The organism is Rubrivivax sp. JA1055 (assembly GCF_020966565.1).
Lineage (GTDB): Bacteria > Pseudomonadota > Gammaproteobacteria > Burkholderiales > Burkholderiaceae_C > Rubrivivax > Rubrivivax benzoatilyticus.
Window position 1 is genome coordinate 503,518 of record NZ_JAJKFP010000001.1, and the last position, 16,859, is coordinate 520,376.

The 16,859-nt window shown below is 71.8% G+C and carries 17 protein-coding genes; 16 read left to right on the plus strand and 1 reads right to left on the minus strand.

The genetic code is table 11. The annotated features are described in order from the left end of the window. The first annotated feature begins 69 nt into the window (after positions 1-69). The 16 genes from LOC65_RS02110 to LOC65_RS02185 all read left to right on the plus strand — a co-directional run bounded on the left by LOC65_RS02110 (position 70) and on the right by LOC65_RS02185 (position 16,070). Entirely contained in the window at positions 70-1,026 is a 957-nt protein-coding gene (locus LOC65_RS02110) for a bifunctional hydroxymethylpyrimidine kinase/phosphomethylpyrimidine kinase (protein WP_029718530.1), read from the plus strand. 11 nt (positions 1,027-1,037) lie between these two features. Further along, positions 1,038-2,330 carry a glutamate-1-semialdehyde 2,1-aminomutase gene (gene hemL / locus LOC65_RS02115; protein ID WP_009857639.1) on the plus strand — a complete coding sequence of 431 codons (1,293 nt, stop codon included), beginning with the start codon at positions 1,038-1,040 and terminating at the stop codon, positions 2,328-2,330. A 120-nt stretch (positions 2,331-2,450) separates the two neighbouring features. Then, complete coding sequence (mpl, locus tag LOC65_RS02120; protein ID WP_230246469.1) at positions 2,451-3,809, plus strand: UDP-N-acetylmuramate:L-alanyl-gamma-D-glutamyl-meso-diaminopimelate ligase; 1,359 nt, start codon at positions 2,451-2,453, stop codon at positions 3,807-3,809. Next, positions 3,806-4,396 (plus strand): YqiA/YcfP family alpha/beta fold hydrolase, encoded by a 591-nt coding sequence (locus LOC65_RS02125; protein WP_230246471.1) that lies wholly within the window; start codon positions 3,806-3,808, stop codon positions 4,394-4,396. Before mpl ends, LOC65_RS02125 begins: the two co-directional genes overlap by 4 nt. Further along, positions 4,387-5,097, plus strand: a complete 711-nt coding sequence (locus LOC65_RS02130) for a beta-ketoacyl-ACP reductase (RefSeq protein ID WP_230246473.1) — start codon at positions 4,387-4,389, stop codon at positions 5,095-5,097. The genes LOC65_RS02125 and LOC65_RS02130 overlap by 10 nt, the downstream gene beginning before the upstream one ends. 432 nt (positions 5,098-5,529) lie before the next feature. After that, complete coding sequence (locus LOC65_RS02135) at positions 5,530-7,545, plus strand: ribonuclease catalytic domain-containing protein (RefSeq protein WP_230246475.1); 2,016 nt, start codon at positions 5,530-5,532, stop codon at positions 7,543-7,545. Further along, entirely contained in the window at positions 7,532-8,413 is an 882-nt protein-coding gene (locus tag LOC65_RS02140) for an energy transducer TonB (RefSeq protein ID WP_206023541.1), read from the plus strand. The genes LOC65_RS02135 and LOC65_RS02140 overlap by 14 nt, the downstream gene beginning before the upstream one ends. Before the next feature lie 4 nt (positions 8,414-8,417). Beyond that, positions 8,418-9,263: a shikimate dehydrogenase gene (aroE, locus tag LOC65_RS02145; protein ID WP_164963982.1), complete on the plus strand. Its 846-nt coding sequence runs from the start codon at positions 8,418-8,420 to the stop codon at positions 9,261-9,263. Further along, on the plus strand, positions 9,260-9,976 hold the full coding sequence (gene mtgA, locus LOC65_RS02150) for a monofunctional biosynthetic peptidoglycan transglycosylase (RefSeq protein ID WP_009857646.1): 717 nt from the start codon (positions 9,260-9,262) through the stop codon (positions 9,974-9,976). Before aroE ends, mtgA begins: the two co-directional genes overlap by 4 nt. 67 nt (positions 9,977-10,043) lie before the next feature. After that, positions 10,044-10,643 (plus strand): hypothetical protein, encoded by a 600-nt coding sequence (locus LOC65_RS02155; protein WP_230246476.1) that lies wholly within the window; start codon positions 10,044-10,046, stop codon positions 10,641-10,643. Further along, complete coding sequence (locus tag LOC65_RS02160) at positions 10,640-11,134, plus strand: TlpA disulfide reductase family protein (protein WP_230246478.1); 495 nt, start codon at positions 10,640-10,642, stop codon at positions 11,132-11,134. Before LOC65_RS02155 ends, LOC65_RS02160 begins: the two co-directional genes overlap by 4 nt. Before the next feature lie 275 nt (positions 11,135-11,409). Continuing rightward, on the plus strand, positions 11,410-11,868 hold the full coding sequence (gene accB, locus LOC65_RS02165; protein ID WP_230246480.1) for an acetyl-CoA carboxylase biotin carboxyl carrier protein: 459 nt from the start codon (positions 11,410-11,412) through the stop codon (positions 11,866-11,868). An 11-nt stretch (positions 11,869-11,879) separates the two neighbouring features. Continuing rightward, entirely contained in the window at positions 11,880-13,229 is a 1,350-nt protein-coding gene (gene accC / locus LOC65_RS02170) for an acetyl-CoA carboxylase biotin carboxylase subunit (protein WP_009857565.1), read from the plus strand. Between the two features lie 10 nt (positions 13,230-13,239). Further along, positions 13,240-14,130, plus strand: coding sequence for a 50S ribosomal protein L11 methyltransferase (gene prmA / locus LOC65_RS02175; protein ID WP_230246590.1), 891 nt, complete (start codon positions 13,240-13,242; stop codon positions 14,128-14,130). 7 nt (positions 14,131-14,137) lie between these two features. Then, positions 14,138-15,124 (plus strand): zinc-ribbon and DUF3426 domain-containing protein, encoded by a 987-nt coding sequence (locus LOC65_RS02180; RefSeq protein ID WP_230246481.1) that lies wholly within the window; start codon positions 14,138-14,140, stop codon positions 15,122-15,124. A gap of 40 nt (positions 15,125-15,164) precedes the next feature. Next, the gene (locus tag LOC65_RS02185) at positions 15,165-16,070 is read left to right on the plus strand and encodes a carbohydrate kinase family protein (RefSeq protein ID WP_009857562.1); all 906 of its coding nucleotides are present in this window, start codon (positions 15,165-15,167) and stop codon (positions 16,068-16,070) included. A gap of 85 nt (positions 16,071-16,155) precedes the next feature. Here LOC65_RS02185 and LOC65_RS02190 read toward each other — a convergent pair whose 3' ends face one another. Next, a complete protein-coding gene (locus tag LOC65_RS02190; protein ID WP_230246482.1) occupies positions 16,156-16,746 on the minus strand; it encodes a histone in 591 nt (196 codons plus the stop codon). Between the last annotated feature and the right edge of the window lie 113 nt (positions 16,747-16,859).

Sequence of the window (16,859 nt, forward strand, 5' to 3'; positions counted from 1 at the left end):
ACGCACCATTCTTCAGGTTTCGCTCGAGGTCTCCGACAGGCCCCGGGCGGAACGCGCAAAGGCATCGCGATGACCCCCGACCCCCACCCCGCCACGGAGCTGCAGGATCCTGCGCAGGAGCCCCCGCCGCCGGCGTGCGTGATCAGCTTCAACGCCAGTGACCCGAGCGGTGCCGGCGGGCTGGCCGGCGACGTGGCGACGATAGCCGCGATGGGCGCCCATGCGCTGCCGGTGGTCACGTCGATCGTGATGCGCGACACGGCCGAGGTCTTCGATCAGCACGAAATCGACGACGACGCCGTCGTCGAGCAGGCGCGCACCATCCTCGAGGACGTCACGATCTCCGGCTGGAAGGTCGGCTTCCTGGGCAACGCCGAGACCGTGAGCGCCGTCGCCGAGGTGCTGTCCGACTACGCCGACGTGCCGCTGGTGGCCTATCTGCCCGGCCTGTCCTGGCTCGACGAGGAGCAGCTGCAGCCCTACCTCGACGCCTTCCGCGAGCTGATCCTGCCGGCCACCGAGGTGCTGGTGGGCAGCCACAAGACGCTGCAGGACTTCCTGCTGCCCGACTGGGACAGCGAGCGCCCGCCGTCGGCGCGCGAGCTGGCGGTGGCCGCCGGCGAACACGGCACGCGCTACGTGCTCGTCACCGGCGTGATGCTCGCCAGCAAGGGCCACGAGCAGTACATCGACAACGTGCTGGCGTCGCCGCAGGGCGCACTGACCGGCGAGAAGTTCGAGCGTTTCGAAACCGCGTTCGTCGGCGCGGGCGACACGCTGTCCGCGGCCCTGGCCGCACTCCTGGCCGCCGGCAGCGAGCTGCAGGCGGCGGTGGGCGAAGCCCTGTCCTTCCTCGACCAGAGCCTGGACGCGGGTTTCCGCCCCGGCATGGGCAACGTCGTGCCCGACCGCTTCTTCTGGGCTCTGCCGCCAGCCGAAGACGGCGAGCCCGAGCCCGGCCCCGACGAGCCGGACCCCGGCTTCGACGATCCCAAGACCCAAGGCGCCCCGCGGCGCGTGCACTGAAAACACTCTCGATGACCACCAACGAACAGCTCTTCGCCCGCGCCCAGGCCGTCATTCCCGGCGGCGTCAACTCGCCCGTGCGCGCCTTCCGCGCCGTCGGCGGCACGCCGCGTTTCATCGCCCGCGCCGAAGGCCAGTACATCTGGGACGCCGAAGACAAGCGCTACATCGACTACATCGGCTCCTGGGGCCCGATGATCCTGGGCCACGGCCACCCGGCGGTGCTCGAAGCGGTGCAGAAGGCGCTGCGCGAGGGCTTCAGCTTCGGCGCGCCGACCGAGCGCGAGATCGAACTCGCCGAAGCCATCATCGCCCAGGTGCCGAGCATCGAGCAGGTGCGCCTGGTCTCCAGCGGCACCGAGGCCGGCATGAGCACGCTGCGCCTGGCGCGCGGTGTCACCGGCCGCAGCAAGATCATCAAGTTCGAGGGCTGCTACCACGGCCACGCCGACGCGCTGCTGGTCAAGGCCGGCTCGGGCCTGGCGACCTTCGGCCACCCGACCTCCGCCGGCGTGCCGGCCGAGGTCGTGCAGCACACGCTGGTCCTCGAATACAACAACGTCGAGCAGCTCGAGGAGACCTTCGCCGCCCAGGGCGACGAGATCGCCTGCGTGATGCTGGAGGCGATCGCCGGCAACATGAACTTCGTGCGTGCCTCGGTGCCGTTCGTGACCAAGCTGCGCGAGCTGTGCACCAAGCACGGCGCGCTGCTGGTGTTCGACGAGGTGATGACCGGCTTCCGCGTCGCGCTCGGCGGCGCGCAGAGCGTCTACGCCAAGCTGATCCCGGGCTTCGAGCCCGACATGACGGTCTTCGGCAAGGTCATCGGCGGCGGCATGCCGCTGGCGGCCTTCGGCGGCAAGAAGGACGTGATGAAGCAGCTCGCGCCGCTGGGCCCGGTCTACCAGGCCGGCACGCTGTCGGGCAACCCGGTGGCCACGGCCTGCGGCCTGGCGACGCTGGCCGAGATCACCAAGCCCGGCTTCTACGAGGCGCTGGCGGCCAAGACGCAGAAGATGGTGCAGGGCATCGCCGACGCCGGCCGCGAGGCGGGCGTGCCGATCGTCACCGACAGCGAAGGCGGCATGTTCGGCTTCTTCTTCGCCGATGCGCTGCCGCAGAACTACACCGCGGTGATGGCCACCGACAAGGAGCGCTTCAACCGCTTCTTCCACGGCATGCTCGACCGCGGCGTCTACCTCGCCCCGGCGATGTACGAAGCCGGCTTCGTCAGCGCCGCGCACACCGACGAGGACCTGGCGGCGACCGCCCAGGCCGCACTGGAAGCGCTGAAGGCGGGCTGAGGCCCGACGCGGCGGCCGCGTGCCGCCGCCACGCCCCGACGGCCGCCCCAGGGCGGCCGTTTTTCATGGGCTGACGCGGGACCGCCGTCCCCCGTCGGACCCGCTGCCTAGAATGCCCGGATGCATCTCCACATCCTCGGCATCTGCGGCACCTTCATGGGCGGCATCGCCGCCCTCGCCCGCGAAGCCGGCCACCGCGTGACCGGCTGCGACGCCAACGTCTACCCGCCGATGAGCGACCAGCTGCGCTCGCTCGGCATCGAGCTGATCGAGGGTTTCGGGGCCGACCAGCTGGCGCTGAAACCCGACGTCTTCGTCATCGGCAACGTCGTCACGCGCGGCAACCCGCTGATGGAAGCCATCCTCGACGCCGGCGCCGCCTACACCAGCGGGCCGCAGTGGCTGGCCGAGAACGTGCTCTTCGGCCGCCACGTGCTGGCCGTCGCCGGCACGCACGGCAAGACGACGACGACCTCGATGCTGGCCTGGATCCTCGAGCATGCCGGGCTGGCGCCGGGTTTCCTGGTCGGCGGCGTGCCGCTGAACTTCGGCGTCTCGGCGCGCCTGGGCGGCGGCCGCTTCTTCGTCATCGAGGCCGACGAGTACGACACCGCGCTGTTCGACAAACGCAGCAAGTTCGTGCACTACCGGCCACGCACGGCGATCCTGAACAACCTCGAGCACGACCACGCCGACATCTTCCCGGACCTGGCGGCGATCGAGACCCAGTTCCACCACCTCGTGCGCACCGTGCCCGGCAGCGGCCGGCTGGTCGTCAACGCCCGCGACGAGGCGCTGCAGCGTGTGCTGCAGCGCGGCTGCTGGAGCGAGGTGCAGCGTTTCGGCCCGAAGCGCGAGGAGCCCGGCGCGCTGCGCGCCCGCGGCGAGCCGCACGCCTTCGACGTGCTGCGCGGCAGCCTGAAGATCGGCCGCGTCGACTGGGCGCTGCTGGGCGAGCACAACCAGCTCAACGCGCTGGCGGCGATCGCCGCCGCCGAACACGCCGGCGTCGCACCGGACGCCGCCGCGGCGGCGCTGGCCACGTTCCAGAACGTGCGCCGGCGGCTCGAGCTGCGCGGCGAAGCCGGCGGCGTCAAGGTCTACGACGACTTCGCCCACCACCCGACGGCGATGCGCACGACGATCGACGGCCTGCGCCGCAAGGTCGGCGCGGCGCGCATCCTCGCCGTCTTCGAGCCGCGCTCGAACACGATGAAGCTGGGCACGATGAAGGCCCAGCTGCCCTGGGCGCTGGAAGACGCCGACCTTGCCTTCGGCCTGCAGGGCGACTGGGGCTGGAGCGTCAAGGAAGCGCTGGCGCCGCTGGGCGCCAAGGCGGTGACGGCCGACACGGTGGACATGCTGGTGGCCACGATCGCGCGCGCCGCTCAGCCGGGCGACCACGTCGTCTGCATGAGCAACGGCGGCTTCGGCGGCATCCACGCCAAGCTGCTGGCGGCGCTGCAGGGGAAGGCGTGAGCGCAGGACCGACCCACCTGCTGTATCTGCACGGCTTCCGCTCCTCGCCGCAGTCGGCGAAGGCGCGGCGTGTCGGCGCCTGGCTGGCCGAGCACCGGCCCGATCTGCAGTTCTGGAGCCCGCAGCTGCCGCCGTCGCCACGCGCCGCGGTGGCGATGCTGCTCGACGGCACGGCCGACTGGCCGCAGACGTCCGCCGTCGTCGGCAGCTCGCTCGGCGGCTTCTACGCCACCGCGGTCGCCGAGGCGCGCGGCTGGACGGCCGGCGTGCTGAACCCGGCCGTCGACCCGGCACGCGACCTCGCCGCCTACATCGGCGAGAACAAGCAGTTCCACAAGCCGGAGGAGAGCTTCTTCTTCCTGCCCGAGTACGTCGACGAGCTGCGTGCGCTGACGGTGCCGGCGATCACCCGGCCCGAGCGCTACTTCGCCGTCGTCGCCACCGGCGACGAGCTGCTGGACTGGCGCGAGATGCACGCGCGCTACGCCGGCGCGACGATCCGCCTCGTCGACGGCAGCGACCACGCGCTGTCCGACTTCGACGAGCACCTGCCCCACCTGCTGAGGTTTCTGCGGCTATGCGATTGAAGGACAAGGTCTGCATCGTCACCGGCGCGGCGCAAGGCATCGGCGCGGCCACCGTCGCCAAGTTCGCGGCCGAAGGCGCCGTGGTCGTCGCCTGCGACCGCCACGCCGACACCGTGCCCGGCGCCGCCGAAAGCCTGGCCGTCGACGTGACCGTGCGCGCCCAGGTCGATGCGATGGTCGCCGCGGTGAGGGCGAAACACGGCCGCATCGACGTGCTGGTCAACAACGCCGGCATCACGCGCGACGCGCGGCTGGTGAAGATGACCGAGGAGCAGTTCGACGCCGTCATCGACGTCAACCTGCGCGGCGTCTTCCACTGCGCGCAGGCGGTGGCGCCGCTGATGATCGAGCAGGGCTCGGGCGTGATCCTCAACGCCAGCAGCGTCGTCGGCATCTACGGCAACTTCGGCCAGACCAACTACGCCGCGTCCAAGTTCGGCGTCATCGGCTTCACCAAGACCTGGAGCCGCGAACTCGGCCCCAAGGGCGTGCGTGTCAACGCCGTCGCGCCGGGTTTCGTCGCCACACCGATCCTCGACACGATCCCGGAGAAGGTGCTGGCGCACATGCGCGAGCAGGTGCCGCTGCAGCGCCTGGGCCGGCCCGAGGAGATCGCCGCCGTCTACGCCTTCCTGGCCAGCGACGAGGCCAGCTATGTCAACGGCGCGGTGCTCGAGGTCTCGGGCGGGATGACGGTGTAACGGGCCACGGCGCCGGCTGCGCGGCGTGGCTCCACGAGCACGGTTTTCGCGCCAGCGGCGGCGCGAGGCCGGCCGACGGGGCGTGTCCCTGCGTTCATGTCCCCCGCCCCGGCCTGCGGCCGGGTCTCCTCCTTGACTTCACTCCGGGACACGCCCCGCCGGCCGGCCCGAACCGGCTGTTGCACACCGCACGCCAGCTGCCCGACGCCTCGGCGGTGCCGGCCGCGGACGCCGGGCGGCCGGATCGCGCAAGTATTAGGAGGAGGCCGGGCGCAGCCCGGCAGGGGGACATGGAGCGAGCCGGCCGCCCGGCGGCCGTGGCCCGCCGCGGCTGAAGCGAGTGCAGCGAGACGCACTGCTGAAGCCTGACGCCGATCGAACCCCGGCGATCCGGCAAGCCCGGCACCCGGGCCGCTGGTGGACAATCGCCCGGTGACTTATGCCCTGTTCGACGACGCCGGGAAATTCCACGCCGGCCGCGTGATGTCCGAAGCCGAGAGCTCGATGCAGATCGAGCTCGATTCCGGCAAACGCGTGAAGGTGAAGGCGGCCAACGTGCTGCTGCGCTTCGAGAAGCCGGCCCCGGCCGAGCTGATCGCCCAGGCGCAGGCGCTGGCGGCGGAAATCGACCTCGACCTCGCCTGGGAGTTCGCGCCCGAAGGTGAATTCGGTTTCGCCGACCTGGCGCGCGACTATTTCGAGGCCTCGGCCGGCCCCGACAAGCAGGCCGCGGCGCTGTTCCGCCTGTTCGAGGCGCCGCACTACTTCCGCCGCCTCGGCAAGGGCCTGTTCCGCAAGGCACCCGAGGAGACCGTCAAGGCGGCGCTGCTGGGCATCGAGCGCAAGAAGCAGCTCGCGGCGCAGATCGAGGCCTGGGCCGGCGAGATCGCCGCCGGCCAGTGCCCGGCGCCGGTGCGCGAGCAGCTCTACAAGATCCTGTTCCGCCCCGACAAGAACGCGCCCGAGTACAAGGCCGTCGTCGAGGCCGCCAAGCGCACGCAACGCGCACCGCTGGACCTGCTGAAGGACGCCGGCGCGATCGACAGCCCGTACCAGTTCCACTGGCGGCGTTTCCTGTTCGAGACCTTCCCGCACGGCACCGGCTTCCCGGCGCTGGCGGCGCCGGCGATCAAGGAAGAGCTGCCGCTGGCCGCGGTGCAGGCCTTCTCGATCGACGACTCGCAGACGACCGAGATCGACGACGCACTGTCGGTCCAGGGCCTGGGCACCGGCACGGTGATCTTCGGCATCCACATCGCCGCCCCGGGGCTGGCGATCCAGCCGGACTCGCCGGTGGACAAGGTCGCGCGCGACCGCCTGTCCACCGTCTACATGCCGGGCTGGAAGATCACGATGCTGCCCGACGAGGTCGTGCAGGCCTACACGCTGATCGAGGGCCGCGACTGCCCGGCCGTCAGCCTGTACGCGACGGTCGACGAGGCCACGTTCGAGGTTCGCGCGGTCGAGACCAAGCTCGAACGCGTGCCGATCGTCGCCAACCTGCGCCACGACCAGCTCGACGACGTCATCACCGAGGCGTCGCTGGCCGGCGAGGCGCCGGCCGACTACGCCTTCGCCACCGAGCTGGCCTTCTGCTGGCGCTTCGCGCAGGCGCTGAAGGCGGCGCGCGAGGTCGTGCGCGGCAAGCCCGAGAACTTCAACCGCCCGGACTACAACTTCCGCCTCGAAGGCCACACGGCCGAGCCCGACGGCAGCGAACGTGTGCAGATCACGACGCGCCGGCGCGGCGCGCCGCTGGACCTGATCGTCTCCGAGGCGATGATCCTGGCCAACAGCCGCTGGGGCGGCTGGCTCGCCGAATGCGGCGTGCCGGGCATCTACCGCAGCCAGGCCAGCCTGCTGCCGGGCATCAAGGTGCGCATGGGCACCAAGCCGGCGCCGCACGCCGGCATGGGCGTGGCGCAATACACCTGGGCCACGTCGCCGCTGCGGCGCTACGTCGACCTCGTGAACCAGTGGCAGATCATCGCCTGCGCGCGCCACGGCCGCACCGCGGCGCTGGCCGCGCCGTTCCGGCCCAAGGACGCATCGCTGTTCTCGGTGATCTCGGGCTTCGACGCCGCCTACTCGGCCTACAACGACTTCCAGCACGGCATCGAACGTTTCTGGACGCTGCGCTGGATCGAGCAGAACGCCGTCACCGAGCTGGAGGCCGCGGTGATGAAGGGCGGCCTGGTGCGCGCCGAGACGCTGCCGCTGGTCTTCCGCGTGCCCGGCACCGAGGACTGGCCACGCGGCGCGCGGCTGCGCGCCCGTGTCGCCGGCATCGACCTGCTGACGCTGGACCTGCACGCGACGCTCGTCGCTCGCATCGAGGACGAACCGCCCGAGGCGGTCGCCGAGGTCGACGACGAAGCCGAAGCCGTCGGCCCGCTGACGCTGGCCATCGACGTCAACGACGCCCCCGCCGGAGATGCTGGCGCTTAAGCTGTCGTTGCCGGCGCTGCTGGCCAAGCTGACGGCGCTGCAGGCGGCGCTGCTGGTCTCCGTGGGCCTGCACGCGGTGCTGCTGACGGTGCGTTTCGTCGATCCGGAGGCCTTCAACCGCGTCTTCCGCGACACGCCGCTGGAGGTCATCCTCGTCAACGCGCGCTCCAACGAGGCGCCGACCGAGGCCCAGGCCATCGCCCAGGTGCGGCTGGCCGGCGGCGGCGACGCCGACAAGGGCCGCGCGACCTCGCCGCTGCCCCGCACGCCGCAGGCCCAGCCCGGCGACGCCGCCGACGACGCCCGCCGCCGCATCGAGGACCTGCAGCAGCAACAGCAGCAGCTGCTCGCCCAGCTGCGGCGCGAACTCGCGGCGCTGCCGCCGCCGGACCCGCAGCGCGACACCGGCAGCCCGCAGGAGCGCGAGCGCGAGGAACACCGCCGCCAGTTGCTGCAGATGCTCGCCGAGATCGAGAAGCGCATCAACGAAGAGAACGCCCGCCCGCGCAAGCGCTACATCAGCCCGGCCACGCGCGAGGAGGTCTACGCGCTGTACTACGACCTGCTGCGCCGGCGCATCGAGGACCGCGGCACGCGCAACTTCCCCGAGCGCAACGGCGTCAAGCTCTACGGCGAGCTGGTGATGAACGTCACCGTCGACGCCGCCGGCCGTGTCGTCGACACCGAGATCGTGCGCCCGAGCAGCTCGCGCGTGCTCGACCAGCAGGCGATGGCCATCGTGCGCGCCGCCGCTCCGTTCGGCCCGTTCACGGCCGCGATGCGCCGCCAGGCCGACGAGATCGTCGTCACCTCGCGCTTCCGCTTCACGCGCGAGGACGGCCTGGAAACCACGCCGCTGGCCCGCTGACCCCATGACCGCTCCCGACCGCTACGCCGTGCTCGGCCACCCGGTGGCGCACAGCCAGTCCCCGTTCATCCACGCCGAGTTCGCACGCCAGACCGGCGAGGCCGTCGATTACGGCCGCGTCGAGTGCCCGCTCGACGGCTTCGAGGCCACGCTGCGCGCCTTCGCCGCCAGTGGCGCCCGCGGCTGCAACGTCACCGTGCCGTTCAAGTTCGAGGCCCCGCGGCTGGCCGCGCACGTGACGCCGCGGGCCGCGCTGGCCGAGGCGGCCAACGTGCTGCGTTTCGACGCCGACGGCTGGAGCGCCGACAACAGCGACGGCATCGGCCTGGTGCGCGACCTCGAACGGCACGCCGGCCAGCCGGTCGCCGGCCGGCGTGTGCTGCTGATCGGCGCCGGCGGTGCCGCCGCCGGCGTGCTGGGGCCGCTGATCGAGGCCCGCGCCGCCGCCGTCACCGTCGTCAACCGCACGCCCGCACGTGCCGAGGCGCTGGTGGCGCGCCACGCCGCGCTGGCCGCCGAACACGGCTGCACGCTCGCCGCCGCCGGGCTGGACACACCCGGCAGCGGCCACGACATCGTGCTCAACGCCAGCGCGAGCAGCCTGTCCGGCGCCGCGGTGCCGGTGCCGGCATCGGTGCTGGCGCCGGGCGCACTCGCCGTCGACCTGATGTACGGGCCGGCGGCCGAACCCTTCCTCGCCTGGGCGCGCGCCGCCGGCGCTCGCGCGCACGACGGTCTGGGCATGCTGGTCGAGCAGGCGGCCGAGGCCTTCTGGTTCTGGCGCGGCGTGCGCCCCGACACCGCGCCGGTGCTCGCCGCGCTGCGTGCGCGCCTGGAGGCCAAGGCGTGAAACGCCAGCTCTGGCGGCTGGCCGTGCTCGTCGTCGTCTGCGGTCTGGCGCTGCAGGTGTTCTTCGCGCTGCGCGTCGCCGCGATGGCCGTCTTCGATCCGCAGTCCACCGCCTTCCAGCGCAGCGAGGCCTGGCGGCTGCTCGTCGAGCGGCAGCGCATCGACTGGACGCAGGCCTGGGTGCCGCGCGAACGCCTGGGCCGCAACATCCAGCGCGCGGTCATCGCCAGCGAGGACGCCGGCTTCGCCGAACACTCCGGTGTCGAATGGGACGCGATCGAGCAGGCCTGGGAACGCAACCAGCGCGCCGAGGCCCGCCTGGAGGCCGGCCGCGCGAAGACCGCCAAGATCGTCGGCGGCTCGACGATCACGCAGCAGCTGGCCAAGAACCTGCTGCTGTCGGGCGAACGAACAGCCCTGCGCAAGGCCCAGGAACTGGCGATCACGATGATGCTGGAAGCCTTCCTGTCCAAGGAGCGCATCCTGGAGATCTACTTGAACAACGTCGAATGGGGCGAAGGCGTGTTCGGCGCCCAGGCCGCCGCACGCCACTACTTCCGCGTCGATGCCGAGCGCCTGTCGGCGACGCAGGCGGCGCGCCTGGCGGTGATGCTGCCGGCGCCCAAACGTTTCGAGAAACGGCCGAACTCGGGCTACGTCGCCGGGCGTGCGCAGACCATCGTCGCGCGCATGGGCGCGGTGGAGCTGCCATGAGCCCTCAGGACTTGTCCGGGGCTCATTCCCGCGTGGCGGGACCGGCCGCAGGACTGAGGGTGCCCCAATGAGCCTTCATCAAGCCGAGATCGCCGCGGCGGCGGCGCGCCTGGTCGTCGAGGACGGGCTGGAGTACGCCGCCGCCAAGCGCAAGGCGGCGCGCGACCTGGGCCGGCGCAGCGGCCGGGCCGGCGAACTGCCGGGCAACGAGGAGGTCGAGGACGAGGTCCGCGCCTACCTGGAGCTGTTCTGCGCCGACACCCAGCCGGCCGAGCTGCGTGCGCTGCGCGAGACCGCCCGAGTCTGGATGCACCGGCTGGCCGAGTTCCGCCCGCACCTGGCCGGCGCCGTCTGGCGCGGCACCGCGACACGGCGCTCGGCGGTGCTCATCGACCTGTACTGCGACGATTCCAAGGCCGCCGAGATCGCGCTGATCAACGCCGGCGTCGACTACGACGTCGCCAGCATCGAACGCCCGGGGGCCCCCGAGACCTCGGTGCTGATCGTCGGCAGCCGCAACGCCGAGCTCGGCGAGATCGTCACGCTGCAGCTCGTCGTCAACGAGCACGACGCGCTGCGCGGCGCGCTCAAGCCCGATGCCCGCGGGCGCAGCTGGCGCGGCGACCTGGCGGCGCTGGAGCGGCTGCTGGCGGAGGACGCGGCGTGATCCGGCGCGCGCTGCTGGCCGCCGCGCTCGGCGGCATCGGCGCCGGCCTGGCCTGGCGCTGGTTCGACGGCCGCCGGCTGACGCCCGGCGACGAGGCGCTGTGGGCCGCCCGCTACCCTCGCCCGGACGGCCGCGAGCTGGCGCTCGCCGAACTGCGCGGCCGCCCGCTGATCGTCAACTTCTGGGCGCCGTGGTGCCCGCCCTGCGTCCAGGAGATGCCGGCGCTGGACCGGCTGCAGCGTCGGCGCTCCGACGTGACCGTGCTCGGAATTGCCGTTGATCAAGCCGAGCCGGTGCGCCGTTTCCTCGAGCGCAGCCCGGTCTCGTTCCCGATCGTGATCGCCGGTTTTGCCGGCATCGGCCTGTCGCAAGCCCTGGGCAACCCCGGCAGCGGCCTGCCCTACACGGTGCTGATGGCCTCTTCCGGCCGCCAGCTGCGGCACAAGTTCGGCGAGACCGACGACGCCGAGCTCGAGTCCTGGCTCGGCTGATCGCCGCGGCGCCGCAACGGGCGTTTTGAGCGATCTTCGATAATTTGCTGCCATCTGCGACCAAATTGGCGTAGAGTCCGCCCTCTCCACGAAGCCGCCAGACCCCGACCCGAGCCGGCAGGAGCTTCGCAGTTCTGGAAAATAGGCATCAGAAGCGAGCCGTTCAGCCAGACTTATTGACCAGCAGCAGCCACAGCGAGCCCCGACAGGTTCACGCTAGGCCGCTCACCACGTTTCCCGCGCGGGACACCCCCGCCCGTCAGAAGAGGACCGACATGGACCTGAGAAAGCTCAAGACGCTCATCGACCTCGTTTCCGAGTCGAACATCTCCGAACTCGAAATCACCGAAGCCGAGGGCAAGGTCCGCATCGTCAAGGGCGGCGTCGCGACGGTGGCGATGGCGCCGGTCGTCGCCGCGGCGCCGGCCGCCGCGGCGGCACCGGCCGCTGCCCCGGCCGCACCGGCCGCCGCCGAACCGGCGGCTGCGGCCGAGCCCGCCGGCAAGGTCATCAAGTCGCCGATGGTCGGCACCTTCTACCGCGCCGCCAGCCCGGGCGCCAAGCCGTTCGCCGACGTCGGCCAGCAGATCAAGGAAGGCGAGCCGGTCTGCATCATCGAGGCGATGAAGATCATGAACGAGATCGAGGCCGACTGCGCCGGGCGCATCGTGCGCATCCTGTGCGAGAACGGCCAGCCGGTCGAGTTCGGCCAGCCGCTGTTCATCGTCGAGTAAGCGCGACCGCCGTGTTCAAGAAGATCCTCATTGCGAACCGGGGCGAGATCGCCCTGCGCATCCAGCGGGCCTGTCGCGAGATGGGCATCAAGTCGGTCGTCGTCTACTCCGAGGCCGACCGCGAGGCCAAGTACGTCAAGCTCGCCGACGAGGCGGTCTGCATCGGCCCGGCGCCGTCGGCCCAGAGCTACCTCAACATGCCGGCGATCATCTCGACGGCCGAGGTCACCGACGCCGAGGCGATCCACCCCGGCTACGGCTTCCTGAGCGAGAACGCCGACTTCGCCGAGCGTGTCGAGAAGAGCGGCTTCGTTTTCATCGGCCCGACGCCCGAGGCGATCCGCATGATGGGCGACAAGGTGTCGGCCAAGCAGGCGATGCTGCGCGCGGGCGTGCCCTGCGTGCCCGGCACCGACGGCGCACTGCCCGAGGACCCGAAGGAGATCATCCGCCAGGCGCGCGCCATCGGCTATCCGGTGATCATCAAGGCCGCCGGCGGCGGCGGCGGCCGCGGCATGCGCGTCGTGCACACCGAGGCCGCGCTGCTCAACGCCGTGCAGACGACGCGCACCGAAGCCGGTGCCGCCTTCGGCAACCCGGCTGTCTACATGGAGAAGTTCCTGGAGAACCCGCGTCACGTGGAGATCCAGGTGCTGGCCGACAACTACCGCAACGCGGTCTGGCTCGGCGAGCGCGACTGCTCGATGCAGCGCCGCCACCAGAAGGTCATCGAGGAAGCGCCCGCGCCGAACATCCCGCGGCGCATCGTCGACCGCGTCGGCGAACGCTGCGCGGCGGCGTGCAAGAAGATCGGCTACCGCGGCGCCGGCACTTTCGAGTTCCTGTACGAGAACGGCGAGTTCTTCTTCATCGAGATGAACACGCGCGTGCAGGTCGAGCACCCGGTGACCGAGCTGGTGACCGGCATCGACATCGTGCAGATGCAGATCCGCATCGCCGCCGGCGAGAAGCTGCCGTTCGCCCAGCGCAACATCCAGCTGCGCGGCCACGCGATCGAGTGCCGGATCAACGCCGAGGACCCGTACAAGTTCACGCCGTCGCCGGGCCGCGTGACGATGTGGCACCCGCCGGGCGGCCCGGGCGTGCGCGTCGACTCGCATGCCTACACGAACTACTACGTGCCGCCGAACTACGACTCGATGATCGGCAAGGTCATCGTGCACGGCGACACGCGCGAGCAGGCGCTGGCGCGCATGCGCAGCGCGCTCAGCGAGACCGTGGTCGAGGGCATCCAGACCAACATCCCGCTGCACCGCGAGCTGATGCTGGACGCCAAGTTCGTCGAAGGCGGCACCAGCATCCATTACCTGGAAGGCTGGCTCGCGCAACACAAGCGATGATCCGCTGATGATGTTTGAACTGGTGTTGCGGGCGCCCGAGGCGCTGGTGGAAGCCGTCTCCGACGCGCTGTCCGACGACCTGGACGCGCTGTCGGTCTCGGTCGAGGACGCCGACGCCGGCACCGACGCCGAGCAGGCGCTGTTCGGCGAGCCGGGCATGCCGGCGCCGCGCCCGGGCTGGGACCGCTCGACGCTGCGCGCCTTGTTCGAGGACGAGGCCGCGGCCGAACGTGCGGCGACGCTGCTGCTGGCGCAGGACTGGACCGAGGGCCTGTCGCTGCAGGCGCTCGAGCCGGTGGCCGAGCAGGACTGGGTGCGCATCACGCAGTCGCAGTTCGGCCCGGTCGAGATCACGCCCAGCTTCTGGATCGTGCCGAGCTGGCACGAGCCGCCGGCTGCCGCCGAGCGCGTGATCCGGCTCGATCCGGGCCTGGCCTTCGGCACCGGCACGCACCCGACGACCCGCATGTGCCTGCGCTGGATCGCCACGAACGCCCGGCCCTGGAGCCGCGTGCTCGACTACGGCTGCGGCTCGGGCATCCTGGCGATCGCGGCGGCGCTGCACGGCGCGGCGGCGGTCGACGCGGTCGACATCGACCCGGCTGCCGTCGACTCGACACGCGCCAACGCCACGGCCAACGGCGTGACGCTGAACGCCGGCCTGCCGGACGCGGCCGGCGGCACCTACCCGCTGGTGCTGGCCAACATCCTGGCCACGCCGCTGAAGCTGCTGGCGCCGCTGCTGGCCGGCTTCGTCGCGCCGGGCGGCTCGCTGGTGCTGGCCGGCATCCTGGAGCGCCAGGCCGACGAACTGAAGGCGGCTTACGCGCCGTTCCTGACGCTCGAAGTGAGCGACCGCGAGGACGGCTGGATCCTGATGACGGCAACGCGCATGGCATGATCGACGCATGACGCTCGCCGCCCGGTGCCCGTCCTGCGGTACCGTCTTCCGTGTGGTGCAGGACCAGCTTCGGGTCTCCGACGGCTGGGTTCGCTGCGGCCGCTGCGGCGAGGTCTTCAACGCGATCCAGAACCTCGTCGACCTCGACGTCGAGACGCCGCCGACACCCCCCCGACCGTCTGACCCGGAGCCGCCCGCAGCGCCGGCCGTCGACAGCCGTCCGGCGATCGACGCCGGGCCGGCAGACGAGCCCGACCCCGAACCCGCGCCCGAGACCGGTGCGACGCCGCCGGCCGAGCCGACGCACGCCGAGACCGTGCTGCTCGAACGCCATGCCGGCCTCGACGAGCCGCACCGGGAGGCGCCCGAGGATTGGGCCCCGGCCGCGACGGCCGACACCCCGCCCGAGGCGGCAGACGCCGAGCCCGTGGCCGCCGTGACCGAACCGGACACGCCACCGGCCGCGCCCGCCGAGGAGCCCAAACCCGCCTTCCTGCGCCACGCCGAACGCCGCGAGCGCTGGCGCCGGCCGCGCGTGCGCGCCGCGCTGGCCGCCCTCTGCGTCGCCGGGGCCGCCGGCCTCGCGCTGCAGGCCGCCTACGAGTACCGCGACTTCGTCGCCGCCCGATGGCCGGCCACGCAGCCGCTGCTGGAGGCCTTGTGCCAGGCACCGGACTGCACGATCGCGCCCCCGCGCTCGATCGAAGGCCTGAGCGTCGAGAGCAGCGGCCTGGTGCGCGTCGAAGGCACGGCGATGTACCAGCTGCAACTGCTGCTGCGCAACCGCTCGGCGCTGCCGCTGGCGGTGCCGGCGCTGGACCTGACGCTGTCCGACAGCCGCGGCGGCATCGTCGCGCGCCGCGTCATCACGCCGGCCGAGGCCGGCATCGCCACGCCGGCGGTCGCGCCGGCAGCCGAAATGCCGATCCAGGTCACGCTGACGGCCGCCGGCAAGCCGGTGGCCGGCTATACGATCGAGATCTTCTACCCCTGAGCCTGCGCGCCGCGCGCGCGCCACTTCCCCGGAGTCTCCTATGCCCGCGTTGATCTGCGGATCGCTCGCCTTCGACACCATCACGACCTACCCCGGCCGCTTCGCGGAGCAGATCCTGCCGGAGCAGATGCACATCCTGAACCTGTCGTTCCTGGTGCCGACGCTGCGGCGCGAGTTCGGCGGCTGCGCCGGCAACATCGCCTACACGCTGCAGGCGCTGGGCGGCGAGGCGGTGGTCATGGCCGCGCTCGGCAACGACGGCGCCGACTACCTCGCGCGCATGAAGGGCTGGGGCGCCGACACCTCGCTGGTGATGGTCGACGAAGCCTCGTACACGGCGCAGGCGATGATCATCACCGACGTCCAGAACAACCAGATCACCGCCTTCCACCCGGGCGCGATGCAAAACGCGCACCTGGCCAAGGTGCCGGCGCGCGCCGACCTGAAGATCGGCATCATCTCGCCCGACGGCCGCGAGGCGATGGGCGAACACGCCGAGCAGATGCACGCCGCCGGCATCCCGTTCATCTTCGATCCGGGCCAGCAGCTGCCGATGTTCGACGGCCCGGCGCTGCGGCGCATGGTCGAGATCGCGAGCTGGGTCGCCGTCAACGACTACGAAGGCCGCATCCTCTGCGAACGCATCGGCACCGACCTCGCCGGCCTGTCGCGCTCGAACCTGAAGGGTGTCGTCGTGACGCTGGGCGAACGCGGCTGCGAGATCTGGACCGACGGCGAACGCCGCGAGGTGCCGGGCGTGGCCGCCGCCGGGATCGTCGACCCGACCGGCTGCGGCGACTCCTTCCGCGCCGCCCTGCTTTACGGCCTGGAACGCGGCTGGGACCTGGAACGCTGCGCCGCGCTGGGCAACCGCATCGGCGCACTGAAGATCGCCAGCAAGGGCGGCCAGAACCACGTCGTCGACCGCGCCGCGCTGGGCCTCTGACGCCCGCCGCGCAGGCATGAAAAAGCCCGGCCGAGGCCGGGCTTGCAGACCACGACACCGGCCGCCTCGAGCGGCCGGTTCGTCATCAGGGCTTGTTGCCGGTCGGGAACGGCCAGGCGGCCGCCGGGCTCAGCGTCGTCTTGGCGGCCGGCGCGGGCGCCGCCGCCGGCGCAGGTTCGGCCTTCTTCGGCGCGGCCTTCTTCTTGGCCGGGGCCTTGGGCTCGGCCGCCTTCGGCGCCGGGGCCGCAGCCTTCTTCACGGTCGCCGCCTTCTTGGCCGGCGCCGCCGCCTTCTTCGCGGGGGCGGCCTTCTTCGCCGGAGCCGCCGCCTTCTTGGCCGGCGCTGCCGCCTTCTTCGCCGGAGCCGCCGCCTTCTTGGCCGGCGCTGCAGCCTTCTTCACCGGAGCAGCGGCCTTCTTGGCCGGGGCCGCGGCCTTCTTCGCCGGCGCCGCCGCCTTCTTCACGGCAGCGGCCTTCTTCGCCGGGGCTGCCGCCTTCTTCGCCGGAGCGGCCTTCTTGGCCGGAGCCGCCGCCTTCTTGACCGCGGCGGCCTTCTTCGCCGGCGCAGCCTTCTTGGCCGGCGCAGCGGCCTTCTTCTCAGCCACGACCTTCTTGGCCGGAGCCGCCTTCTTTGCCGGCGCGGCCTTCTTGGCGGGCGCCTTCTTCGCAGTTGCCATCACGATCTCCTTGATCAAGTTGCAAAGAGCACCGCGCCGTCATGAGCGGCACGGCAATCCGTCGTCCGGCGTTCTGACGCCCGGCTGGGGCCGGGCACTCGCCCCGGTACGAC